Below are 22,140 nucleotides of genomic sequence, written 5' to 3' on the forward strand. Positions count from 1 at the left end.
CAACCAGCAAGGCCCGGCCACCGTGCAACCGGTGCCGAGCCTGCATTGAAGCATCTGTGGCGCGCGGCGCGAACCGTTTTATCGGTCCGCCCTCAAGCCTTCACCTGACCTGGGTTCACTGGGTCCCTTGCAGGGTGGCAAAAGCCTTCAGCAGATCCGCCATGGCGGCCTTGCAGTCGGCCTGTTTCGGGCTGCTGGCACGCAGGGCTTCCAGGGCGTTGTCGATGGCCTTGTCCAGCAGGTGCCAGTCGCTGGCCGCTCGGGGCTTGATGCCGGCTTCGGCGGAGTCCCAGGCCATTTCCAGGTCCTTGATACGCGCCTTGGCACCGGCCAGGTCGTTCTGGTCGACCAGGCCGGAGACCTGGCTGGCGATGCTCTGGAACGCCGACAGGTCACCCAGCTTGCTCGGTGCGGTGCGGCTCGCGTCAGCCTGTTCCGTCGTACCGGTCTTGGGTGCGTCGGGCGACTTCGAGCAAGCGGTGGCCAGGCTCAGCAGGGCGATGGCGGACAGGATGGCGGCTTTACGAACGAGACTGCGAAGAGGGGTCATGATGAATCCTTGATTGAACGTTGAGTGAAATCAGTTGGAAAGGGCTTTGCGCTGGCTGCTGCCGATCTGCGCGACGCCGACCAGCAGCAGGATGACGCTGAGGAAGATCGCGCTGGTCCACATCGCGCCCATGCCGAGGCCGCCGTAGGTCTTGGCCTGGGTCAGCAGGTCGCCCAGGGAAGCACCGAACGGCCGGGTCAGGATGTAGGCGATCCAGAAGGTCAGCACTGCGTTGCCTCCCAGGCGCCAGGCAACCAGGGTCGCGCCGATCAGGGCGGCGAACACCACGGCGCCGAGGCTGAAGCCCAGGCCCAGGGCCTCGGTCGCCAGATCGCCGGCCGCAGTGCCCAAGGCAAAGGTGCACAGCACCGTGGCCCAGTAGAAGCACTCGCGGCGCAGGGTGACGATGTCGTTGATCGACAGGCTGCGCTCGGTCCTGAACCAGATCAGGAAGTTGGCCGCCAACAGCCCGGCGAACACCGCCGTACTGGCATACAGGCTGACGCCCAGCTTGTCGGTGAGCACATCGGTGATCTGCGTGCCGACGATGCTCACCAGCACCACGGTCAACCAGTAGATCCACGGGGTATAGGCACGGCTGCGCAGTTGCCCGAACAGCGCGATGGCCAGCAGTACGGCCATGCCGATGCTGGTCACCCCCTGCCCCAGCCCGGCATCGACGGCGAGATAGTCGGCGGCGGTTTCGCCCACGGTGGTGGACATGATCTTGATGACCCAGAACGACAGCGTTACTTCGGGGACTTTGTTGAGCCAGTCGGCTCCGGTTAGCGGCTTCATGTGAGTGATCTCTCCCTGGCAACGCCACGACTGGCGCTGGTGGGCAGATTACTTGGCAAGACTTAGCTGGAACTGAGCCCCTCGGTTGATTTGCCGACCGCTCAATCGTCCCTTCTGTATGATGGCGCGCTTTTGCAGAGTGGATGTCGAGGAATCGTTGATGGACAAGGCTTATCGCCACCTGGGCCAGGGCCCCTTCGCCCCGCGGCTGGCCCTTGGGCTGCTGATGGCTGCCAGCCTGCCGGCGACACAGGCCGCTGAGACCCAGTTGCCGGCAGTCAATGTGGTGGGTGAGGACAACAGTGGCTACCGCGCCGACAGCGCCTCGGTGGCCGGGTTCGACAGTGCCCCCCTGCGTGATACGCCGGCCTCGGTTTCGGTCATCACCGATTCGTTGATCAAGGACCAGCAGGCGCGCCTGCTCAGTGAAGTGCTGCGCAACGACGCGGCGGTAGGCCAGAGCTACGCGCCGGTCGGCTACTACGAGAACTTCAACGTGCGCGGCTTTGCCCTGAACGCCGCCAACAGCTACCGGATCAATGGCCGCAGCATCACGGGTGAGCAGAACGTGGGCCTTGAGAACAAGCAGCAGGTCGAAGTGCTCAAGGGCCTGTCGGGCCTTGAAAGCGGCGCCAGCGAACCGGGCGGTGTGATCAACTACGTGACCAAGCGCCCGGCCGATGTGCGCTCGGTCACCGTGTCCACCGACGACCGCGGCAGCGGCTACCTGGCCACCGATGTCGGCGGCTGGTTCGGTCCCGAGCAGCAGTTTGGCCTGCGGGCCAACGTGGCCCATGAAGACATCCATTCCTACATCGAGCACACCAACGGCAAGCGCGATTTCGCTTCCCTGGCCTTCGACTGGAACATCAGCCCCGACACCCTGCTGCAACTGGACGTCGAGTACCAGAACAAGCAGCAGCGCTCGGCCCCCGGCTACCAGTTGCTTGGCGGCACCGAGCTGCCCCACGGTGCCTCGCCACGCAAGCTGCTGGGCCACCAGAGCGGTTCGCCGCAGGTGGGCAGCGATGCGCTGAACATCAACGGTCTGTTCGAGTACCACTTCAACGACAGTTGGAAAGGCAGCCTGAGCGCTTCGCGCAGCCGGGTGGTGATCGATGACTACAGTTCGTTTGCCTGGGGGTGCTATGGCTCGACCAGTTGTGGAACAGCCAAGGTCCCCAACTACTTCAGTCCTGAAGGCAACTACGACATCTACGACTTCCGCAGTCCCGACGATACCCGGCGCAACGACGAGATCCAGGCCGCCCTCAGTGGCCATTTCGACGCCGGCGGCCTTGGGCACGAACTGACCGTGGGTACCAGCGCCTTCCGGCGTGTGGTCGACCAGCACGATGCGATCAACGAGATGATCGGCAGCGGCAACATCGGCAGTGACCCTGAGAACTTCCCGCGTTACGACGGCGCCATCGGCCCCTCCTACCGCCATCTGGACAGCCGCCAGTACGGTCTATTCGCCACGGACCGCATCCACTTCAACGAACAGTGGCAGACGATCATTGGAGGCCGTGAAGTGCGCCTGGACGAACGGACCTTCGACCAGGCCGGCGAAACCACCCGGCATACCCGGCAATACGTGTTCCTGCCCGAGGCCGCACTGATCTACAAGCCGATCGAAGACCTGTCGCTGTATACCCGCTACAGCAAGGGCCTGTCCCTGGGAGGTACCGCGCCGTGGTTCGCCACCAATCAGTACGAAACCCTGGCCCCGACCCTCTCGCACCAGATCGAAGCCGGGATCAAGTACGACTGGCGCCGCATGACCCTCGCCGCCGCCCTGTTCCAGATCCGCCAGGGCTACCAGTACGCCAAGCCTGACGGCAACGGCGACTTCACCTTCGTCCAGCAGGGCCAGCAGAAGAACACCGGCCTGGAGCTGTCGGCCAATGGCTGGGCGACCCAGCGCCTGCAGATCGCCGCCAGCGTCGCGGCGATTCGGGCACGGGTCACCGACACCGGCACGCCGAGCTACGAGGGGCACCAGGCGATCAACGTGCCGCGGCTGCGCGCCAGCCTGTCCGGCGACTACGCCCTACCCTGGGTCGATGGCCTGGCGCTGCTCGGCGGTATGCAATACAGCGGTCGCAAGTACGCCAGCCATGAAGGTGGAGTCGAAACCGGCGCCTATGCGATCTTCAACGTCGGCAGCCGCTACAGCACCCGTATCGACGGCTATGACACGGTGTTCCGCCTGACCGTGGACAACCTGTTCGACAAACGCTACTGGCGTGATGTCGGCGAGTACATCGGCGACGACTACCTGTTCCAGGGCGCGCCGCTGACGGCGCGCCTGAGTGCCTCAGTCAATTTCTGAGGACATCAACCTCACGGCGTGCCGTTTCGCCCATGCAGGCGGAACCCGGCACGCTGGCTCAGGCGTTCGTAATACGCGCTGACGGCGGGAAAGTCCGGATGGGCCAGCGGGGTCTCGAACCAGCGGTTCACCGACAGCCCGATCGGAATGTCCGCCAGCGAGAACTCGCCGCCGCTGACGTACGCGCCCGTCGCCTCGAGCTGCCGGTCAAGGATCGCCATGTGCCTGGACCATTGCCGACAACCCTCTGCAAGCGCTTCAGGGTCCTGGTGGGCAGGGCTGCGCCGAACCAGCGACATGAAGGCATAGCCCCAGGACTTGTTGAAGTCGGTGGCCTGCCAGTCCATCCATTGATCCACCCGTGCCCTGGCCTTTGCGTCTGCGGGGTACAGGTGCAGGGCGTTGGCCTGGTTCGCCAGGTACCTGATGATGGTGTTGGACTCCCACAGGACGAAACCCTCGTCATCGATCACCGGCACCATGGCATTGGGGTTCAAGGCCATGAATTCAGGGTTGTGGGTCTCCCTGAAACCGGAGCCCCAGTCCTGGCGCTCGAAAGGTATCTGCAACTCGGCGCAGGTCCAGAGCACCTTGCGCACATTGATCGATGAGGCCTTACCCAATATCTGCAGCATTCCATCTCCTTATGATCGGTGAGTACCCGCCCCGCCGACATTACCCTACCCACGGGAAATCCTGAACGCGACGTTTAGGACCGGCCCTCGATGCGGTCCAGCCGCTCGCGCAGGAACTCGATGAACGCCTGCACCGGCCGCGAGGCCTGGCGGTGCTGCGGGTACACCGCCGACAGCACCAGCGGCTCGGGGCGCAGGTCATTCAATACCGGTACCAGGCGCCCCTCCTCCAATGCCGAACCGACGATGAACAGCGGCAGATAGGTGATCCCCATGCCGGCAATGGCGGCGTCCCTGAGCAGGTCACCGTTGTTGACCCGCATCCGCCCGGTGACGTTGACCACCACCGGCTTGCCCGGCCCGGTGAAACGCCACTGCACCTGACGGCCGTGGCCGTACGGCAGGCAGTCGTGGAAATGCAGGTCGTCAGGCTTGTGTGGCGTGCCGCGCTCGGCGAGGTACTCGGGGCTGGCGCAATACACCCGGTCGATGCTGGCGATGCGGCGGGCGATCAACGTCGAGTCCTCGAGCGTACCGATCCGCAGCGCCAGGTCATACCCCTCACCGAGCAGGTCCACCGGCCGGTCGCTGAGATCGACCTCGACGCTGACTTCGCCATAACGCTGCAGGAACGGCGGCAGCAGGCAACCCAGGTGCGCCAGGGCGAACGACAACGGTGCACTCAGGCGAATGGTGCCGCGCGGCTCCGCAGTCTGGCCGGCGATGCCCTGTTCCACCTGTTCGACCTCGGCCAGCAGGCGCAGGGCCGACTCGTAGTAGCTCTGGCCCAGGGGCGTGACATCCAGGCGCCGGGTCGAACGGTTGAGCAGCCGGACCCCCAGGCGCTCTTCGAGTTGCATCAGGCGCCGACTGACGAACTGCTTGGACAGACCCAACTGGTCGGCCGCGGAAGTGAAGCTGCCGGAGTCCATCACCTGGCAGAAAATACGCATATCTTCGAAGGGGTTCATTGTCACTCCCTGGTTGACAGTAAAACGCTTTATAGCCGCTTTTTCATGTTCTGGCATCCCATTAATCTGTTCACACGTTGCAGCGACAGCCACTGAGACGGTCGCCAAACGCACTTAACGCAGATCAATCAAATCAAAAGGATTTCACCATGAACATCGTACAAAAGACCCTGACCACTACCCTGCTGGCCCTGAGCGTTGGCCAGGCCTTCGCCGCCGGCAGCACCGGTGTCGAACATAACACCCAGGCCTTCCTCGATGCCCTCGCCGCTGGCGGTGGCGGTCCCCTGGAGCAACTGAGCCCCCGTGACGCCCGGGCGGTACTGACCGGCGCACAGGCTTCGGTGAAGGTCGACCTCTCGGGTATCGAAGTCAGCGAGCGCTCGATTCAGGTCAACGGCCAGCCGGTCACCCTGAAGATCGTTCGCCCGGCCAAGGTCAAGGGCCCGCTGCCCGCGTTCATGTTCTTCCACGGCGGCGGCTGGGTACTGGGTGATTTCCCGACTCACCAGCGCCTGATCCGCGACCTGGTGGTCGACTCCGGAGCGGTAGCGGTCTACGTCGACTACACGCCGTCGCCGGAAGCGCGCTACCCGACCGCGATCAACCAGGCCTACGGCGCCACCGAATGGGTCGCCGAGCACGGCAAGGACATCGGTGTCGACAGCAAGCGCCTGGCGGTGGCCGGCAACAGCGTCGGCGGCAACATGGCGGCAGTCGTGGCGCTGATGGCCAAGGAACGCAAGACCCCGCAACTGCGCTTCCAACTGCTGCTGTGGCCGGTGACCGATGCGCACTTCGAAACGGCGTCGTACCAGCAGTTCGCCGAGGGGCACTTCCTGACCAAGGGCATGATGAAGTGGTTCTGGGACAACTACACCACCGACAGCGCCGAGCGGGCACAGATCCACGCCTCGCCTCTGCAGGCCAGCACCGAACAGCTTCGCGGCCTGCCGCCAGCGCTGGTGCAGACCGCCGAATTCGACGTGCTGCGTGACGAAGGCGAAGCCTATGCCCGTCACCTGGATGCGGCCGGTGTGCCAGTGACCAGCGTGCGCTACAACGGCATGATCCACGACTTCGGCCTGCTCAACCCGCTGAACGGGATTCCTGAAGTGAAAGCGGCGATGCGTCAGGCGGCCCTGGAACTCAAGACCCACCTGAAGTAAGCCCGCAAACGAAAAACGAGCGGTCAAGGATGACCCTTCCATGCAGAAAAACCCGCCGCAACGAGAGGGCTCGTTGCGGCGGGTTTTGCGTTATCGCAAAAAAGCTTACTTGGCTGTCAGCGCCGCGTAGCTGTTCATCAGGTTGCGGTAGTTCGGGATACGCTGCGACAGCAGGTTGCCCAGGCCTTCGATGTCGTTGCGCCAGTCACGGTGCAGCTCACAGGCCACTGCGAACCAGTTCATCATCTGCGCGCCGGCTTGAGTCATGCGGTTCCAGGCAGCCTGTTGCACGGTGTCGTTGAAGGTGCCGGAAGCATCGGTCACGACGAACACGTCGAAGCCTTCAGCCAGCGCCGACAGGGTTGGGAACGCCACGCAAACGTCGGTCACCACACCAGCGATGATCAGTTGCTTGCGGCCGGTGGCCTTGATCGCCTTGACGAAGTCTTCGTTGTCCCAGGCGTTGATCTGGCCTGGACGGGCGATGTAGGGCGCGTCCGGGAACATTTCCTTCAGCTCTGGAACCAGCGGGCCGTTGGGGCCCTGTTCGAAGCTGGTGGTCAGGATGGTGGGCAGGTTGAAGAACTTGGCGCAGTCGGCCAGGGCCAGCACGTTGTTCTTGAACTCGTTCGGCGAGAAGTCCTGTACCAGCGAGATCAGGCCGGTCTGGTGGTCGACCAGCAGAACCACCGCATCATTTTTGTCCAGGCGTTTGTAAGGAACGTTACTCATTTCGAGACTCCATCATGGGTAGGGACGAGTTGTGGCGCCGGCCAGCATGACCGGCGCCGAGGGGTGGGAAATCAGAAGGCGAAGCAGGAACAGCCGAAGGCGCCCCAGAAGCCCTGGAAGTCGCTGATCGGCACGTTCGAATGACGGGCCCGCTCATGACCATGGGCGTGTACGGCACAAGGGCCGCTGCACAGGTGGACTTGCGCCTGCATCGGCGCATTCTGACGCCAGTGCCCTGGCACCTTGGCCACTGGCGACCAGTCCGGCAGCACCGGCAGGTTGCCCGGGCCCAGCTTCTCGAAGTTCTCGGCGGCGTAGACCACCTTGCCGCCAACCACGGTCAGCACCGACTCGATCCACTTGATCGCTTCTTCCTCGACGCTGAAGAAGTCAGCGCTCAGGGCCGCCAGGTCAGCCAGCTGACCGACCTTGATCTGGCCTTTCTTGCCCTGTTCGGAGGAGAACCAGGCGCTGCCATGGGTGAACAGTTCCAGTGCGGTTTCGCGCGACAGGCCTTCCTCGTAGAGCGCCAGGCCGCCCACGGTACGACCGCTGACCAGCCAGTACAGCGAGGTCCACGGGTTGTAGCTGGACACGCGGGTGGCGTCGGTACCGGCACCGACCGGCACACCTTCGGCCAGCATGCGCTTGATCGGTGGCGTGGCTTCGGCAGCCTTGGAACCGTAGCGATCGACGAAGTACTCGCCCTGGAACGCCATGCGGTCCTGGATCGCGATACCACCGCCCAGCGCACGAACACGCTCGATGTTCTGCGGGGTAATGGTTTCGGCATGGTCGAAGAACCAGGGCAGGCCGTTGAACGGAATGTCACGGTTGACCTTCTCGAATACATCGAGCATGCGGCTGATGGATTCGTTGTAGGTGGCGTGCAGGCGGAACGGCCAGCGATGCTCGACCAGGTGGCGGACCACAGGCTCCAGGTCGGCCTCCATGCTGGCTGGCAGGTCCGGACGCGGCTCGAGGAAATCCTCGAAGTCGGCGGCGGAGAACACCAGCATCTCGCCAGCGCCGTTGTGGCGCAGGAAGTCATCGCCCTGGTGCAGCTTGACGCTACCGGTCCAGTTCTTGAAGTCGGCCAGTTCTTCCTTGGGCTTCTGGGTGAACAGGTTGTAGGCGATGCGCACCGTCAACTGCTGTTCCTTGGCCAGCTGCTCGATCACCTGGTAGTCATCGGGGTAGTTCTGGAAACCGCCACCGGCGTCGATCGCGCTGGTCAGGCCCAGGCGATTGAGTTCGCGCATGAACTGGCGGGTCGAGTTGACCTGGTACTCCAGGGGCAGCTTGGGCCCCTTGGCCAGGGTCGAGTAGAGAATCATCGCGTTCGGGCGGGCCACCAGCATGCCGGTCGGCTCGCCGTTGCTGTCACGCACGATCTCGCCACCTGGCGGGTTCGGGGTGTCACGGGTGTAGCCGACCACCCGCAGGGCCGCGCGGTTGAGCAAGGCGCGGTCGTACAGGTGCAGTACGAACACCGGGGTGTCAGGTGCGGCCTGGTTGAGTTCTTCCAGGGTCGGCATGCGTTTCTCGGCGAACTGGAACTCGTTCCAGCCACCCACCACACGTACCCACTGCGGGGTTGGGGTGCGGTCAGCCTGGTCCTTGAGCATGCGCAGGGCGTCGGCCAACGACGGCACGCCTTCCCAGCGCAGTTCGAGGTTGTAGTTCAGGCCACCACGGATCAGGTGCAGGTGCGAGTCGTTCAGACCCGGGATCACGCAACGGCCCTTGAGGTCGATGAGCTGGGTGTCCGAACCCCTCAGGGCCATGGCCTCGGCATCGGTGCCGACCGCGACGAAACGGCCTTCACGGATGGCCACGGCGCTGGCGCGGGGTTTCTCACGGTCAACGGTATGGAACAGACCATTGAACAGAATCAGATCGGCGTTCATCGCTTCTCCTTCGACAGGGTATGAGTGAAAAAAAGGTTCGCCAGCGGCTCAGGCAATGCGCCAGATCCCGGCGAAACGATGGTTGAGCGCCAGTCGTCCGGGACCGGCGATGAAAAGGCTGGTGAAGAGGATCAGCAGCAGCCAGGCGAACTGGCCCTCGGCGATCGTCCACTCCGGGTGCACGAACACCAGGGCCACCAGCAACACAGAGAGAATAGGCAAGCACGCCAGGCGCACCAGCACGCCGGCGATGATCAGCAGCGGGCAGAACACTTCGGCGAAGATCGCCAGCATCAGGGTCAGGTTTGCCCCCAGGTGGAAGGGGTCTTCGATGTTCTGCAGCTCGGTGCTGTAGTGCAGCAGTTTCGGCAGGCCATGGACCCACAGCAGAAACACCGCGGCGCTGACGCGCATGAACAGCAATCCGAGGGCCTGCGCCCGTTCATTCCAGCACGAAGCGTTCATGATCCACCCATCACCAAAAGAAACCACCGGCATCAGGGAGGCCGGACTGTTCAGCGATAGTGCGGGTGCGGGCTGCGGAAAAATTGAATGTACGTGCTCTCTTTCCGCAAGAGCGCCGTCAAGTGTTCATTGCGAGCGCCCTGGAGGCATGGCAAGGCGTGCGGGCCTGTTCGCGGATAAATCCGGCTCCCACAGTTTGCGTTGATCACACGATTTGTGGGCGGCACGGTACCTTGTGGGAGCCGGATTTATCCGCGAACAAGCCCCACCTGACCGCTAGGGTGGAGGAATATCCAGCGGGGCGGACATGAATTGCGCAATCCGCGAACGCAGCCAGCGCTCGGCCGGGTCGTTGTCGTGCACGCCGCTCCAGGCCATCGAGAGCTGCGCCGCATCGATCTCGAACGGTGGATCCTCGGCCCGCAGGGCGCAGCCTTCGACCAGGGCACAGGCGGCATAGTCGGGCACGGTGGCGATCATCTCGGTGCCCGCCAGCAGCGCCCGCAACCCGCTGAACTGCGGCACGCCCAGCACTACACGGCGGCTGCGACCGATCTTCGCCAGGTCCAGGTCGATGTTGCCGCTCAGGTCGCCGGAGAACGACACCATCGCGTGGGGGCGCTCGCAGTATTCGTCCAGGGTCAGCGGCCCTGGGCGATCGTCGCCGCGCAGCACCTTGCAGGGAATGTCGCGCAGCATCTTGCGCTTGGCATTGGCCGGCAGTTCGGTGGTGTAGCTGACACCGACGGAGATCTCCCCGGAAGCCAGCAGCGAGGGCATCAACAGGTAGTTGGCCCGACGCACCACGACGATGATGCCCGGCGCCTCTTCACGCAGCTGGCTCAGCAATGGCGGGAAAAGACCAAACTCGGCGTCGTCGGACAGGCCGATGCGAAACACGTCGCGACTGGTGGCCGGGTCGAAGTCCTTGGCCCGGCTGACCGCCCCGGAGATAGTGTCCATCGCCGGCTGCAGCTCCTTGAGAATCGCCAGGGCCCGTGCCGTCGGTTCCATGCCGCGACCGTTGCGCAGCAGCAGCGGATCGTCGAACAGGTCGCGCAGACGCCCCAGCGCGGCGCTTACGGCTGGTTGGCCCATGAAGAGCTTTTCCGCCACCCGGGTCAGGTTCTTTTCAAACATCAGGGCTTCGAAAATCACCAGCAGGTTCATGTCGACGCGGCGCAGGTCATTTCGGTTCATCGGCACTCTCTCCTCGCGAGTCAGCCTGGGGCGATCCTCCAGTATCCATCGGCGCCCCATCCCGATACTTGAAAGGATGTGCTGACTTGCCAGGCGTACCCGCCGAGGCGGAATTAACAACGTTTAACTCGCCCCTTAACGCCCCTCATCCAAGAATGGTGACCTCAACCCCTACCGGTATTCCCCGTGGGACGGTGCTGACTCAACGTGCTGTGTGCCAGCGCCTCTCCCCCCGACACGGACTTTGGTCATGGTTCAGATACAGCACACCGGTGCGGCGACCCGCGCCAGCGAAACCCCTACCCCGGCTCCCGGCGGCCTGTCGCCGCGCCGGGAAAACCTGGTCAAGCAACTGATCCTCGAGCGCTTGAGCGAAACCCTGGAGATCAGCGAGCTGGCCCGCGCCTGTTCGCTGTCACGCAGCCATTTCTCGCGCGCCTTCAAGTGCAGCACCGGGCTCTCGCCCCAGGACTGGATTCGCCAGCAGCGGATCGCCCGGGCCAAGCAGCTGATTCGTGAAACCGACCTGAGCCTGACGCAGATCAGCCTCGAATGCGGCTTCTGCGACCAGGCGTACTTCTGCCACATTTTTACGCGCAGCGAAGGGATCAATCCGTTTGCCTGGCGCGGTCAACAGTTGGCCGCCCGTCCTTCCCGGCGTGGCGAGCGCCACCTGTGCTATGTCGAGCGACCTGGCGCACAATAATTGCCCGCATTGCCCTTTACGCTGCCATCCCCTGCAATCCGGTTGCCATCCGTCGTGAAACGGGTGGCCGCCTTCCCCTTCTGCGAGTAGTCAACCTGCCACCACATTGCACAACCGCCCAAACCTGAGGAATATGCACGGGTATTGCGTGATAGACAGGGGCCTTGCGTGCGCTCCGGGTCATGCGCCCCCTCTGTCGACAGAGCACGGGGGCATTCAGAAGAAAAAAGCGAGCAGGAGCGACCCGTTGACCCTTTCACTCGAGCAGGCCGTGCGTTTCGGCCCTTATCGAACCTATCCCGCACAGCGCCTGATCATGGAGGGCGATCGCCCGCTGCGACTGGGCCGGCGTGCCATGGACATCCTGCTGATCCTGCTCGAACACGCCGGGCAGTTGGTCAGCAAGCAGGAACTGATCGCCCGGGTCTGGCCCGACAGCGTGGTCGAGGACATCAACCTGCGCGTGCACATGGCGGCGCTGCGCAAGGCCCTGGGCGACGGCCAGGCCGGGCAACGCTACATCGTCACCGTTGCCCAGCGTGGCTACAGCTTCGTCGCCCCCTGCCAATTGGACATGATCGAGCAACAGCCCGAGGACGGAGCACCGGTCAGCCATAACCTGCCCGTGCGCCGAACCCGCATGATCGGTCGCCAGGCGCTGCTGGCCGGCATGGTCCGGCATTTCTCGCACCAGCGTTTCATCACCCTGGTCGGCCCCGGTGGCATCGGCAAGACCACCGTGGCCCTGAGCGTCGCCGAACAGCTGATCGGCCACTACCGCGATGGGATCCGCCTGCTCGACCTGGCCCCCCTCGACAACCCGGCGATGGTCGCCACGCACCTGGCGACGCTGCTTGAGGTGCCGCTACCGGAAAACGAGCCGACTGCCAGTATCGTCGCCTGCCTGCGCGAACGGCAGATGCTGCTGGTGATCGACAACTGCGAGCACCTGCTCGATGCCGTCGCTCCGCTGTGCGAAAGCCTTCTGCGTGGTGCGCCACAGGTCCATATCCTGGCGACCAGCCGCGAAAGCCTGCGGGCCGAGGGCGAATTCGTACAGCGCCTGGAATCACTGGATTGCCCGCCTCTGCTGGCCACCCTGGACCGTGAGCGGGCGCTGGACTTCCCGGCCCTGCAGTTGTTCGTCGAGCGCGCCATGGCCTCCCAGGACAGCTTCGAACTGACCCAGGAACATCTGCCACAGGCCATCGAGATCTGCCGGCGCCTGGACGGCATTCCACTGGCCATCGAGCTGGCCGCCGCCCAGGTCGCAGACCTGGGCCTGCACGGCCTGCTCGCGCAATTGCAGGACAGCTTTCGCCTGTTGACCCAGGGCAGCCATGCGCCGCTGGGGCGCCACCAGACCCTGCGCGCGACCCTGGACTGGAGCTTTGAACTGCTCAGCCCTACCGAACAGACCTGCCTGCGCCGCCTGGGGATATTCCGCGGCGGATTCACCCTGGCCTCGGCCGCCGCAGTGATCATGGGGGCGAACGTCGAGGTCAGCGAGGTGTTCGCCGCCATCACGCAACTGGTCGCCAAGTCGCTGCTGAACGTCGAGGTCGGCGACGAGGACGTGTTCTACCGGCTGCTCGACACCACCCGCAGCTATGCCCTGGAAAAACTCGAACTGGCCTGCGAGCTGCCGGGCACCCGGCGGCGCCACGCCGAACGCTGCCTGGCCCTGATGGAACAGGCCCAGGCCGAGTGGGAAAGTACCCCGACCGAACGCTGGATCGAACGCTATGCTCGCGGCCTGGAAGACCTGCGCGCGGCCTTGGAGTGGGGCCTGGGGCCGAACGGGCCACAAGGCCTGGCGATCCGCCTGACAGCCGCCTCGGCACCACTGTGGCAGGAGCTGTCCTTGCCCAAGGAGCAAGGCGATCATGTGCGCAAGGCCCTCCAGTTGCTGGAGAGAATGAGTCGTCCCAGCCCGCACCTGACCATCGCGCTCAAGCTGGCCCTGGGCAATGCCTGCTATCACACCCATGGCGGCAGCGCCGAAACCATTGCCAGCTTCAGCAGTGCCCAGGCCCTGGCCGAGTACCATGGTGATCTCGGTGGCCAGCTCAAGGCCGTGTCCGGTCACATGACCGCCAACCTCAGCAGTGGCAACTACCGGCTGGCCCTGGAGCAGAGCCGGCAATTCGACCAACTGGCGCTCAGCGATACCCCACTGTCGCTTGGCACCCAGCGTCTGCGAGTGCTGGCACTGCACTATTCCGGCGACCAGACGCGCGCCCGGGCGCTTGCCGAACAGGTGCTGCAACGCCTGGCCCAGAACGATCACGTCAACCGTTTCACCCGCGACTTTGGCGTGCAGTACGACCAGAGCGTCGCGGCCCTGACCGTGCTGGCCCGCATTCTCTGGCTGCAGGGCCTGCCCGAGCAGGCCTGGCGCACCGCCCGCCAGGCGCTGGACCTTGCCCTGCAGGTCAACCATGGCACGTCCATCTGCTACACCCTGGCCCTGTCTGGCTGCCTGATTCCCTACTACAACGGCGATATCGGTACCGCCCGGGAGCTGCTGCAACTGCTGCTGGAGCAGGCGCAGAAGCACTCGGTGGCACTGTTCCAGAACTGGGGATTGCAGTACGCCCAGGTGCTTGCCATGCAACCACCGGCCAACCTGATGCCGACCAACAGCGGCCTGGTGAAGGAAATCATGGTCACCCTCGACAGCCGTTTCATCGACGACACCTTGTTCGAGCGCGCCGAAAGCGGCGCGGCCGGCTGGAGCAGCGCGGAGATCCTGCGCGCACAGGCGGAAAAACTGCTGGCACAGCGCCAGATGGACGCGGCTGAGAGTCTGTTGCTCAAGGCCATCAGCGTGGCACAGGACCAGGGCGCGCTGACCTGGGAACTGCGTAGCGCGACCTCGCTGGCGCGGTTATGGCAACAGCAGGGGCGCTACTGCGCGGCCCACGAGCTGCTCGCAGCGGTGCATGGACGGTTCGGCGAAGGCTGCAACATGCCGGACCTGCTCGACGCCGCCCAGTTGCTCCAGACGCTGGAGCCACGCCGGTCAGCCTGAGACCCGCTCCGCCTGGCGCAGATACTCGGCATGGCGCCGCTCCCACGCAGGCTGCTGCCCAGTACGCGCCAGCTGTTCCAGGGCATAGGTGCGGGTGGTATTGAGCAGCCGGTAGCGGGGCATGCCGGTGCCCTGCTCCAGCGCCAGCAACGACTTGTCCGCCAGGCTGGCCAGCAACCCCGGCACTTGCGCCGCAGCCAGCGACTCACCGCCTGCCACCGCAATGGCCGCCTCGGTGTTGAAGCACATCTTGAACACCGCCAGACGCTGCAAGAGGATCTGTTCCCGCGGTTCCAGCCGCTCGTAGCTCCAGTCCAGTGCCGCCTTGAGCGTCTGGTGCCGGGGTTCGGCGGTACGGCGGCCCTGGGTCAGCAGTTGAAAACAGTTGCCGAGCTGGGCCTGCAGCCCTACCAGTGCCAGGGCACTGATCTGGGTCGCGGCCAGTTCTATGGCCAGCGGCAAGCCATCGAGTCGACGACAAATATCGCGTACCGCAAGCAGATCCCGCTCACGCAGGACAAACCCCTGCTGGCAGGCCCGCGCCCGGCTGACGAACAGCTGAACCGCCGAATAGCCCATCATCTCGTCCACGCTGTGCAGCGCCGAGGCCGGCGGCACGGCCAGCGGCGGCAAGCGCTGCACACACTCGCCGCCAGCCCCCAGGGATTCACGACTGGTGACCAGCAGCGACAAGCGCGGGGCGATGGCCAGCAAGTGCTCGACCAGGGTGCGGCAGCCATCACGCAGATGCCCGCAGTTGTCCAGCACCACCAGGGCATGCCGTTCGGCGATACCGTGCAGGTCGCGGTCCAGGTCAAGGCAATCGGCCAACTGTTCGACCACCTGCGCCGGATCGTCGAGGCTGACCAGGTCGATCATCCACACGCCATCGCGATAGTGCTGCAGCAGCAGTTCGGCCACGCGCAGCGCCACCGTACTCTTGCCGACCCCGGCAGGCCCTGCCAGGGTCATGAAGCGTCGCACCGGCAGTTGTCGAACCAGACTGCCCACCAACGAATCGCGCCCGGTCACCGGCGTCAGTCGGGCGGGCAGATTGTGCGCGGACTTCAGGGCCACTGCCGACGAGACCGGCAGCGCCACCTGTTCGCGCTGCACCGAGGCGATGAAGCTGTAGCCGCGCTGCGGGACGTTGATGATGTAGCGCTGCCCGCCTTCACCGTCCCCGAGGGCCCGGCGCAAGGCGGCAATGTGCACGCGCAGGTTGATTTCCTCGACCACCGAGGTCGGCCAGACGCGGGCGATCAGTTCGTCCTTGCTGACCACACTGCCCGCGTGCTCAAGCAGAATCTGCAGAATGTCCAACGCACGGCCGCCCATGCGCAGTGGGCGCTCACCGTCCAGCACCAGCCGTTGGCGCAGGTGAAAGGCATAAGGGCCAAAGCGCAACAGCGCATCGCCCTCCAATTGTCTGAGGCTGCTCATGTCCACTCGCGGGCCCAGGCCGGGCACGACTTCGACACGGCAAGAACCGACGCGCGAAGTGATCCAGCGGACCCACGCCTCCCTTGCGAAATATCCGCATCCATCTTGGCAGGCAGGCGTGACGGAACAACCGTGTCTGGGGGAGCGTTACGGACTTCCCGGTGCGCGAGGCGGACAAACCCGCCTCAGCTGAACTGTTCGCGGTACTGAATGGGTGTCAGACCCAGCTTTTCGCCGAACAGAAAGCGCATGTGCCGCACGCTGCCAAAGCCGCTCTTGTAAGCCACGGTCTTGAGCGGCAGGTCGGTGGATTCCAGCAGGCTCCTGGCGTAGTCGATGCGGGCGCTCTGCACGAACGCCATGGGCGTCATGCCGGTCTCGCGAACGAACATCCGGGAAAAATGGCGGGGGCTCATGTTCACCAGGGCGGCCATGCTCTGCACACTGAAGGCTTCGTCCAGGTGTTCGAGCACGTGGTTCTGAACCCAGGTCACGGGGGTCTGCTGGGGAGCAACCGCTGCGGTCAGCGGACTGAACTGCGCCTGCCCGCCATGGCGCTTCATCACCACCAGCAGTACCTTCGCCACATCCTGCGCGACTTTCTTGCCGTGATCTTCGGCCACGATGGCCAGGGCCAGGTCGATACCGGCCGTCACCCCGCCGGAGGTCAGCAGCTTGCGATCGCGCAGGTAGATCCGATCCGTCTCGACGATGGCAGCGGGGAAGGTCTTGATCAAACGCTCGGTGTAGTTCCAGTGGGTGGTCACCCGGTGGCCGTCGAGCAGACCGGCATGCCCGAGCACGAAAGCGCCGGTACAGACCGAGCCATAGCTGATGGCCTTTTCGGCAGCCTGCTTCAGCCAACCGACCAATTGCGGATGGATCCTGTTATAGCCCCCCGGTCCACCTGGCACCAGCAGCAGATCGTATGCCGCCGGCGCCTCGTCAATGCCCAGGTCGGTTTCGACCCGCACGCCATTGGACGCCCGTAGCGACCCCGGCTCACTGCCGATGGTCACGAGCTGATAGTGATCGGCGGGCTTGAGGTAGCGATTGGCCATGGAAAACACCTCCATGGGCCCGGCCATGTCGAGCAGGAGAAAGTCTGGAAACAGCACCATAGCCACGGTTTTCATTGTTTGGACATCACTTCACTATCAAGGAGACGCATCAAGGGAGGAGCATCAGGGAGCAGCGCCCACACGGTGTCCGGGGGATGGCTACCCAGGGCAGAGGGGGTGAACAGGAAGCATACAGGAGGGTTGACCCACACTGTCAACCAGAGGGAGACGGTCTTTCAGTTTCCATCTACTTATTTAACCAATGAGTAAACATTAAGCTTCTCCTCACTCGGACGAATCAACGTCCCCCCAGGAGAATTCATCATGCTCACGCTTCGCAAGGCTTCCGATCGCGGTATTGCCAACCATGGCTGGCTGAAGTCGTACCACACCTTTTCCTTCGCCAACTATCGCAACCTCAACGAGCAGGGCTTTTCCGACCTGCTGGTGATCAACGATGACCGGGTCGCCGCCGGCAAGGGCTTCGGCCAGCATCCACACCGGGACATGGAGATCTTCTCCTACGTGCTCGAAGGCGCCCTGGAACACAAGGACACCCTCGGCACCGGTTCGGTGATCCGCCCCGGTGATGTGCAACTGATGAGCGCCGGTACCGGCGTGGCCCACAGCGAGTTCAACCATTCGCACAACGAGCTGGTGCACTTCCTGCAGATCTGGATCGTGCCCGAAGTCAGTGGTGCCACCCCGCGTTATCAGCAGCAGCATTTCAGCGAAGAGCAGAAACGCGGCCGCCTGGCGCTGATCATCTCCCCCGACGGCAAACATGGCTCGTTGAAAGTGCGTCAGGATGCCCGGGTCTATGCCGGCCTGTTCGACGGCAAGGAAACCGCCAGCCTGGAACTGGCCGAGAACCGCTACGCCTATGTGCACGTCGCTCGCGGCAGCGTCGAACTCAACGGCCTGATGTTGCAGACCGGTGACGGTGTAAGGGTTCGCAAGGAACGCCTGCTGACCCTGGCCAACGGGGTGGATGCCGAGGTCCTGGTGTTCGACCTGCGGCCTGAAGAACTGCCACAGATGCCATGAGGCCACAGACAGCCCGGGGGTTTACTGCTCCCGGGCTATTTTTAAATACGACTCATTTAGATTTAAACCGAAGTTTCAAGAGCAACTTCAGCGAAACAGCAACATCATGCTTCGAAACCACCGATCGACTTCAAGCATGTGAATATAGCCAATAGCAATAAAAAATATAGCCAAAAATACTCCCTCACAAACTTGCAATGCGTAAATGTTCGCAAGAAAAGAAAACTGCATCTGGAGTGATTACTTTTCGAACATCCGATCGCCGAGTCTTGCCCCATAAGCACAAGTCATTGTTTTAAATGACAACTATTCTGAAAAAAAGCCCAGCCTCCCGCCAAAAGCCCCCTATTTCGCCTGCCACGACAAGACAAACTTGCAAAAATTCCATCGCCGTCTAAGTTCATGACTATCACTTCAGAGTGTGACCCTCCACACACTCGCCGCACACTTACCCGACCGGAGAGTTCAACTAAGAAATATAAAACCACCGCTCCAAAATACTGAAACGGAACTCAGTCATTACATTCAAGAGGGACGCTTGATGAAGCGCAGCCGGTGGTATCGTGCGTTTTCAAAACAGGGGTCAGCCGAGTATCGCTGGCTGTCACTCGTCTGTTTCTCGGGCCTGGTGATCGTGAGCTTCCTGCTGTTCGAACAGCAGATCCAGGGCTTGCTGGAACACCTGGGCCAGTCCCACCCCGCCACGCCAACCCAGCAGCTCAACCTGGCCCTGCTGCTGGTCACCCTGCTGATCCTCGATGTGCTGCTGCCCGTGCCGTCGAGCATGGTTGCGCTGCTGGCCATCGCCCTGTTTGGCGGCATCGGCGGGTACCTGGTGATCTTCATCGGCCTGTGTCTCGGGGCTCTGTTTGGCTACGGACTGGGTGCCGGCTACTTCCGCCTGCTGTCCAATCGCCTGAACATCCGGCACCGCCAGCAAGCTGCGCTCGCCCATCCGCTGAGCACACTGTCGTTGATCTGCCTGCGTGGCGTGCCGGTCCTGGCCGAGACTTCGGTGGTGGCCGCAGGCATGCAGCGCTACCCATTGCGCCAGTTCCTGGTGGTGACGACGCTGGCCAACGCCGGCCTGGCGCTGGCCTACGGCGCCATCGGTACCGCGCTGCTGGAACAGAACGCCTGGCTGGTGGCGATCCTCGCCAGCATGGTACTGCCGGGGCTGTTCCTCGGTGCTCGCAGCCTCTTCAAGGCCTATCGGCTGAACTCCCGGAACGACGCCGAGCACACCTTGCACGGGCGCTTCGAGGTGAGCTACGACTACCCGGTGGTCTTCACCGACCACGTGTTCGATCCGGACAATGCCTGCCTGCATCAACAACTGACTCGCCTGCAGGACGGCCCGGTCAAAGTGCTGGTCTTCGCCGACGAGCAGTTGCTCCAGTGCCGCTCGCCACTGCTGCAGCAGATCGACGACTACTTCAGCGCTCACGCCGCCGACCTGCACCTGCAAACCGCACCGTTTCCCGTACCGGCGGGCGAGTCGAGCAAACGACCCGAGGTGCTGCAGCAGCTCTACGAACAACTGTTGCAACAGGGCATGGACCGCCACGGTTATGTCCTCGCCCTGGGCGGCGGCGCCACGCTCGACGCGGTGGGCTATGCCTGCGCCACCTTTCACCGCGGCATTCGCCTGATCAGGATCCCCACCACCGTCCTGGCGCAGAACGACGCGGGTATCGGGGTGAAGAACGGCATCAACGCCTTCGAGCAGAAGAACCTGCTCGGTACGTTCTGTCCGGCCACGGCCGTGATCAACGATTTCCAGTTGCTCGACAGCCTCTCCTACCGGGACCAGATCGCCGGGCTCGCCGAGGCGATCAAGGTTGCGGCAATCAAGGACGCCCGTTTCTTCCAGTGGATGGAGCAGCAGGCCGACGCCCTCGCCCGCTTCGAGCCACAGGCCAGTCGCTATGCCATCCGCCGCTGCGCCGAACTGCACCTGGGGCATATTACCGGGGCGGGTGATCCCTTCGAGCGCGGCAACGGTCGGCCGCTGGATTACGGACACTGGGCCGCACACAAGCTGGAGAAGCTCAGCCAACACCGTTTGCGCCATGGTGAAGCGGTCGCCGTGGGCATGGCCCTGGATGCGCTGTATGCCAATGCCCGCGGGCTGCTCGGCGACAGCGAATGCGAGCGCCTGTTGCGGCTGTTGCTCAAGCTGGGCTTCAGCCTGTGCCCACCGGAACTGCTGCTGAAAGACTCGCAGGGGCGCCTGCTGGTCCTGCTGGGGCTGGAAGAATTTCGCCAGCACCTGGGCGGTGAACTGTCGATCCCGATGCTCAGCCGGATGGGTGAATCGCTGGACGTGCATGAGATCGATCCGGCGCTGATGGAGCAGGCGCTGCAGCGGCTGTCGAGCTGCACCTGCCCCGAGTTGGACGGGATACGGAGTTGCGCGCAATGAACAACCCGTCGCTGAACCTCAAGACCTGGATGACCCTGGGCCGCGTCTCCAACCTGCCCACCGTCTGGACCAACACCCTGGCTGCGGTCCTGCTGGCCAGCAGCGCCGGGGCACTGGCATCGCCCTCCTCGCTGGTCTGGATACTGCTGTTGGCAACGCTGTCGCTGCTTTACCTGGCCGGCATGCTGCTCAACGACCTGCTGGACGCCGACTGGGACCAACAGCACCAGAACCCACGACCGATCACCCTCGGCCTGGTCAGTCGCCGCCAGGTCGGTCTGGCCACCTCGTTGCTGCTGGTACTGGCGGCGGTGCTGGTGATTGGCCTGAGCCAGTTGATCGAGGAGCCACTCTGGCTGCTGGGCAGCGCCACCCTGCTGGTGACGTGCATCCTTGCCTACAACCTGCTGCACAAGACGTACGCCCACAGTGTCTGGCTGATGGGCGCCTGTCGCTCGACCCTGTACCTCACCGCCGCCGCGAGCCTGGCCATCCCGCCGCAACCGCTGTGGCTGTGCGCGGTGCTGCTGGGCACCTACATCAGCGGCCTGACCTACCTGGCTCGCCAGGAACACCGCAATCAACTGCTCAGCCGCCTCCCCCTGCTGCTGATGCTCAGCCCCGTGCTGCTGGCCTTCTACGCCGACAACCTGGTGTTCTGGCTGGTGCTGCTGTTCTGGCTCGGCTGGCTGGGCTGGAACTATCGGCGCCACCTGGCCGATGCCCGGCAACGTCAGGTGCGGGCCTTCATCGGAGCCGGGCTGGCCGCCCTGCCGCTGTTCGATGCGCTGGTGCTGGCCGTGGCCAACCAGCCCTGGGGCAGCCTGGCCTGTGTCCTGGTGTTTCTTGTGCTTCCCCACTTTCAGCGCTGGATCAAACCGACATGAACCTGCCTCTCTCGACCCATCCCGTACCTGTACTGGAGATGCGGCGCGACAGCCTCGCTGACTTGCGCCTGCGTTTCACCGAACCGCTGGACGACGGCACCCGGCATTGGTGGCAACAGGCCGAGGACCAGATGGCCGCACAGCCCGACGCCCAGACCGTGGCACGGCTGAGCAGCCAGTACAAGCGCGGGCCCGGCCGCCAGGTACCCGGCAACAGCGCCTGGACGCATGCGCAACTGGCCCATGTCCTGCTGCTGGCCCAGGCGCTTGAGTACCAGGCCGAGGACCAGCGCCTGGCCCTGCTGCGGCAGGTGTTCCTGTGGGGCGACGATCAGGAAAAGATCGCCCTGCTCAGGGCCCTGGATTGGCTGGACAGTCACGGCGCAGCCCTGGACCTGGCATTGCAGGCCGGCCGGACCAACAACAGCCAGGTGTTCGCGGCCATTGCCCTGGACAACCCCTACCCGGCCCGGCACTACGACGAGCGCGCGTTTTACCAACTGATCCTCAAGGCACTGGGCATGGGCCTGGATGTGCGACGTACCGAAGGACTGCCACGACGCCGCGGACACCCGCTGAACCAACTGGCCCTGGACCTGCTGGAGGAACAGCTGGCAGCCGAACGCACGGTGTCCGCCGGGCTGGTCCAGGTGATCGCTTTCGCGCTGCTCAGCCCGCCACAGCTGCAACGCCTGGTCGAACTCGACCGACAGCAGCGCCTGCCCGCGGACTGGCACGACCAGCTCCCTCTCAACCCCTGATCGCAAGACTC

At 63.9% G+C, this 22,140-nt stretch carries 18 protein-coding genes; 8 read left to right on the plus strand and 10 right to left on the minus strand.

What is annotated here, in order from left to right; genetic code table 11:
• Positions 1-115: 115 nt before the first annotated feature.
• Positions 116-550: a hypothetical protein gene (locus HU752_RS18795; protein WP_186679554.1), complete on the minus strand. Its 435-nt coding sequence runs from the start codon at positions 548-550 to the stop codon at positions 116-118.
• Between the two features lie 30 nt (positions 551-580).
• Complete coding sequence (locus HU752_RS18800) at positions 581-1,348, minus strand: COG4705 family protein (RefSeq protein ID WP_186679552.1); 768 nt, start codon at positions 1,346-1,348, stop codon at positions 581-583.
• Between the two features lie 160 nt (positions 1,349-1,508).
• Between HU752_RS18800 and HU752_RS18805 the strand changes: the two genes are divergently transcribed.
• Complete coding sequence (locus HU752_RS18805) at positions 1,509-3,683, plus strand: TonB-dependent siderophore receptor (RefSeq protein WP_186679550.1); 2,175 nt, start codon at positions 1,509-1,511, stop codon at positions 3,681-3,683.
• Positions 3,684-3,694: 11 nt separating this feature from the next.
• Here the strand turns inward: HU752_RS18805 and HU752_RS18810 are convergent, their stop codons facing one another.
• Positions 3,695-4,318, minus strand: coding sequence for a glutathione S-transferase family protein (locus HU752_RS18810; protein WP_186679547.1), 624 nt, complete (start codon positions 4,316-4,318; stop codon positions 3,695-3,697).
• 74 nt (positions 4,319-4,392) lie between these two features.
• Positions 4,393-5,289: a LysR family transcriptional regulator gene (locus tag HU752_RS18815; RefSeq protein WP_186679544.1), complete on the minus strand. Its 897-nt coding sequence runs from the start codon at positions 5,287-5,289 to the stop codon at positions 4,393-4,395.
• 149 nt (positions 5,290-5,438) lie between these two features.
• On the opposite strand from HU752_RS18815, the gene HU752_RS18820 reads away from it, so the two are divergent.
• Entirely contained in the window at positions 5,439-6,458 is a 1,020-nt protein-coding gene (locus HU752_RS18820) for an alpha/beta hydrolase (RefSeq protein ID WP_186679541.1), read from the plus strand.
• Between the two features lie 105 nt (positions 6,459-6,563).
• Here HU752_RS18820 and ycaC read toward each other — a convergent pair whose 3' ends face one another.
• The 4 genes from ycaC to HU752_RS18840 form a co-directional block, all read right to left on the minus strand.
• Positions 6,564-7,190: an isochorismate family cysteine hydrolase YcaC gene (gene ycaC / locus HU752_RS18825; protein ID WP_054059284.1), complete on the minus strand. Its 627-nt coding sequence runs from the start codon at positions 7,188-7,190 to the stop codon at positions 6,564-6,566.
• Positions 7,191-7,261: 71 nt separating this feature from the next.
• Complete coding sequence (locus HU752_RS18830; RefSeq protein WP_186679538.1) at positions 7,262-9,100, minus strand: amidohydrolase; 1,839 nt, start codon at positions 9,098-9,100, stop codon at positions 7,262-7,264.
• A 48-nt stretch (positions 9,101-9,148) separates the two neighbouring features.
• On the minus strand, positions 9,149-9,565 hold the full coding sequence (locus tag HU752_RS18835; protein WP_186679535.1) for a DoxX family protein: 417 nt from the start codon (positions 9,563-9,565) through the stop codon (positions 9,149-9,151).
• Between the two features lie 276 nt (positions 9,566-9,841).
• The gene (locus HU752_RS18840) at positions 9,842-10,765 is read right to left on the minus strand and encodes a LysR family transcriptional regulator (protein ID WP_186679526.1); all 924 of its coding nucleotides are present in this window, start codon (positions 10,763-10,765) and stop codon (positions 9,842-9,844) included.
• A gap of 250 nt (positions 10,766-11,015) precedes the next feature.
• On the opposite strand from HU752_RS18840, the gene HU752_RS18845 reads away from it, so the two are divergent.
• Both HU752_RS18845 and HU752_RS18850 read left to right on the plus strand, forming a co-directional pair.
• Positions 11,016-11,471, plus strand: a complete 456-nt coding sequence (locus HU752_RS18845) for a helix-turn-helix domain-containing protein (protein ID WP_186679525.1) — start codon at positions 11,016-11,018, stop codon at positions 11,469-11,471.
• A gap of 247 nt (positions 11,472-11,718) precedes the next feature.
• Complete coding sequence (locus HU752_RS18850) at positions 11,719-14,505, plus strand: ATP-binding protein (RefSeq protein ID WP_186679524.1); 2,787 nt, start codon at positions 11,719-11,721, stop codon at positions 14,503-14,505.
• Here the strand turns inward: HU752_RS18850 and HU752_RS18855 are convergent.
• Both HU752_RS18855 and HU752_RS18860 read right to left on the minus strand, forming a co-directional pair.
• The gene (locus HU752_RS18855; protein WP_186679523.1) at positions 14,497-15,948 is read right to left on the minus strand and encodes an ATP-binding protein; all 1,452 of its coding nucleotides are present in this window, start codon (positions 15,946-15,948) and stop codon (positions 14,497-14,499) included. The two genes, HU752_RS18850 and HU752_RS18855, sit on opposite strands and share 9 nt — an antisense overlap.
• Positions 15,949-16,133: 185 nt before the next feature.
• Positions 16,134-17,084, minus strand: a complete 951-nt coding sequence (locus HU752_RS18860) for a GlxA family transcriptional regulator (RefSeq protein WP_186679522.1) — start codon at positions 17,082-17,084, stop codon at positions 16,134-16,136.
• A gap of 249 nt (positions 17,085-17,333) precedes the next feature.
• Between HU752_RS18860 and HU752_RS18865 the strand changes: the two genes are divergently transcribed.
• From HU752_RS18865 to HU752_RS18880, 4 genes are all read left to right on the plus strand, one after another.
• Positions 17,334-18,056 (plus strand): pirin family protein, encoded by a 723-nt coding sequence (locus HU752_RS18865; RefSeq protein WP_186679521.1) that lies wholly within the window; start codon positions 17,334-17,336, stop codon positions 18,054-18,056.
• A gap of 541 nt (positions 18,057-18,597) precedes the next feature.
• Complete coding sequence (locus HU752_RS18870; protein ID WP_186679518.1) at positions 18,598-20,481, plus strand: 3-dehydroquinate synthase; 1,884 nt, start codon at positions 18,598-18,600, stop codon at positions 20,479-20,481.
• Positions 20,478-21,368: a UbiA family prenyltransferase gene (locus HU752_RS18875; RefSeq protein ID WP_186679515.1), complete on the plus strand. Its 891-nt coding sequence runs from the start codon at positions 20,478-20,480 to the stop codon at positions 21,366-21,368. Before HU752_RS18870 ends, HU752_RS18875 begins: the two co-directional genes overlap by 4 nt.
• On the plus strand, positions 21,365-22,129 hold the full coding sequence (locus HU752_RS18880; protein WP_186679512.1) for an EboA domain-containing protein: 765 nt from the start codon (positions 21,365-21,367) through the stop codon (positions 22,127-22,129). Before HU752_RS18875 ends, HU752_RS18880 begins: the two co-directional genes overlap by 4 nt.
• Positions 22,130-22,140 lie beyond the last annotated feature (11 nt).

The sequence above is a fragment of the Pseudomonas vanderleydeniana genome (genome assembly GCF_014268755.2).
Lineage (GTDB): Bacteria > Pseudomonadota > Gammaproteobacteria > Pseudomonadales > Pseudomonadaceae > Aquipseudomonas > Aquipseudomonas vanderleydeniana.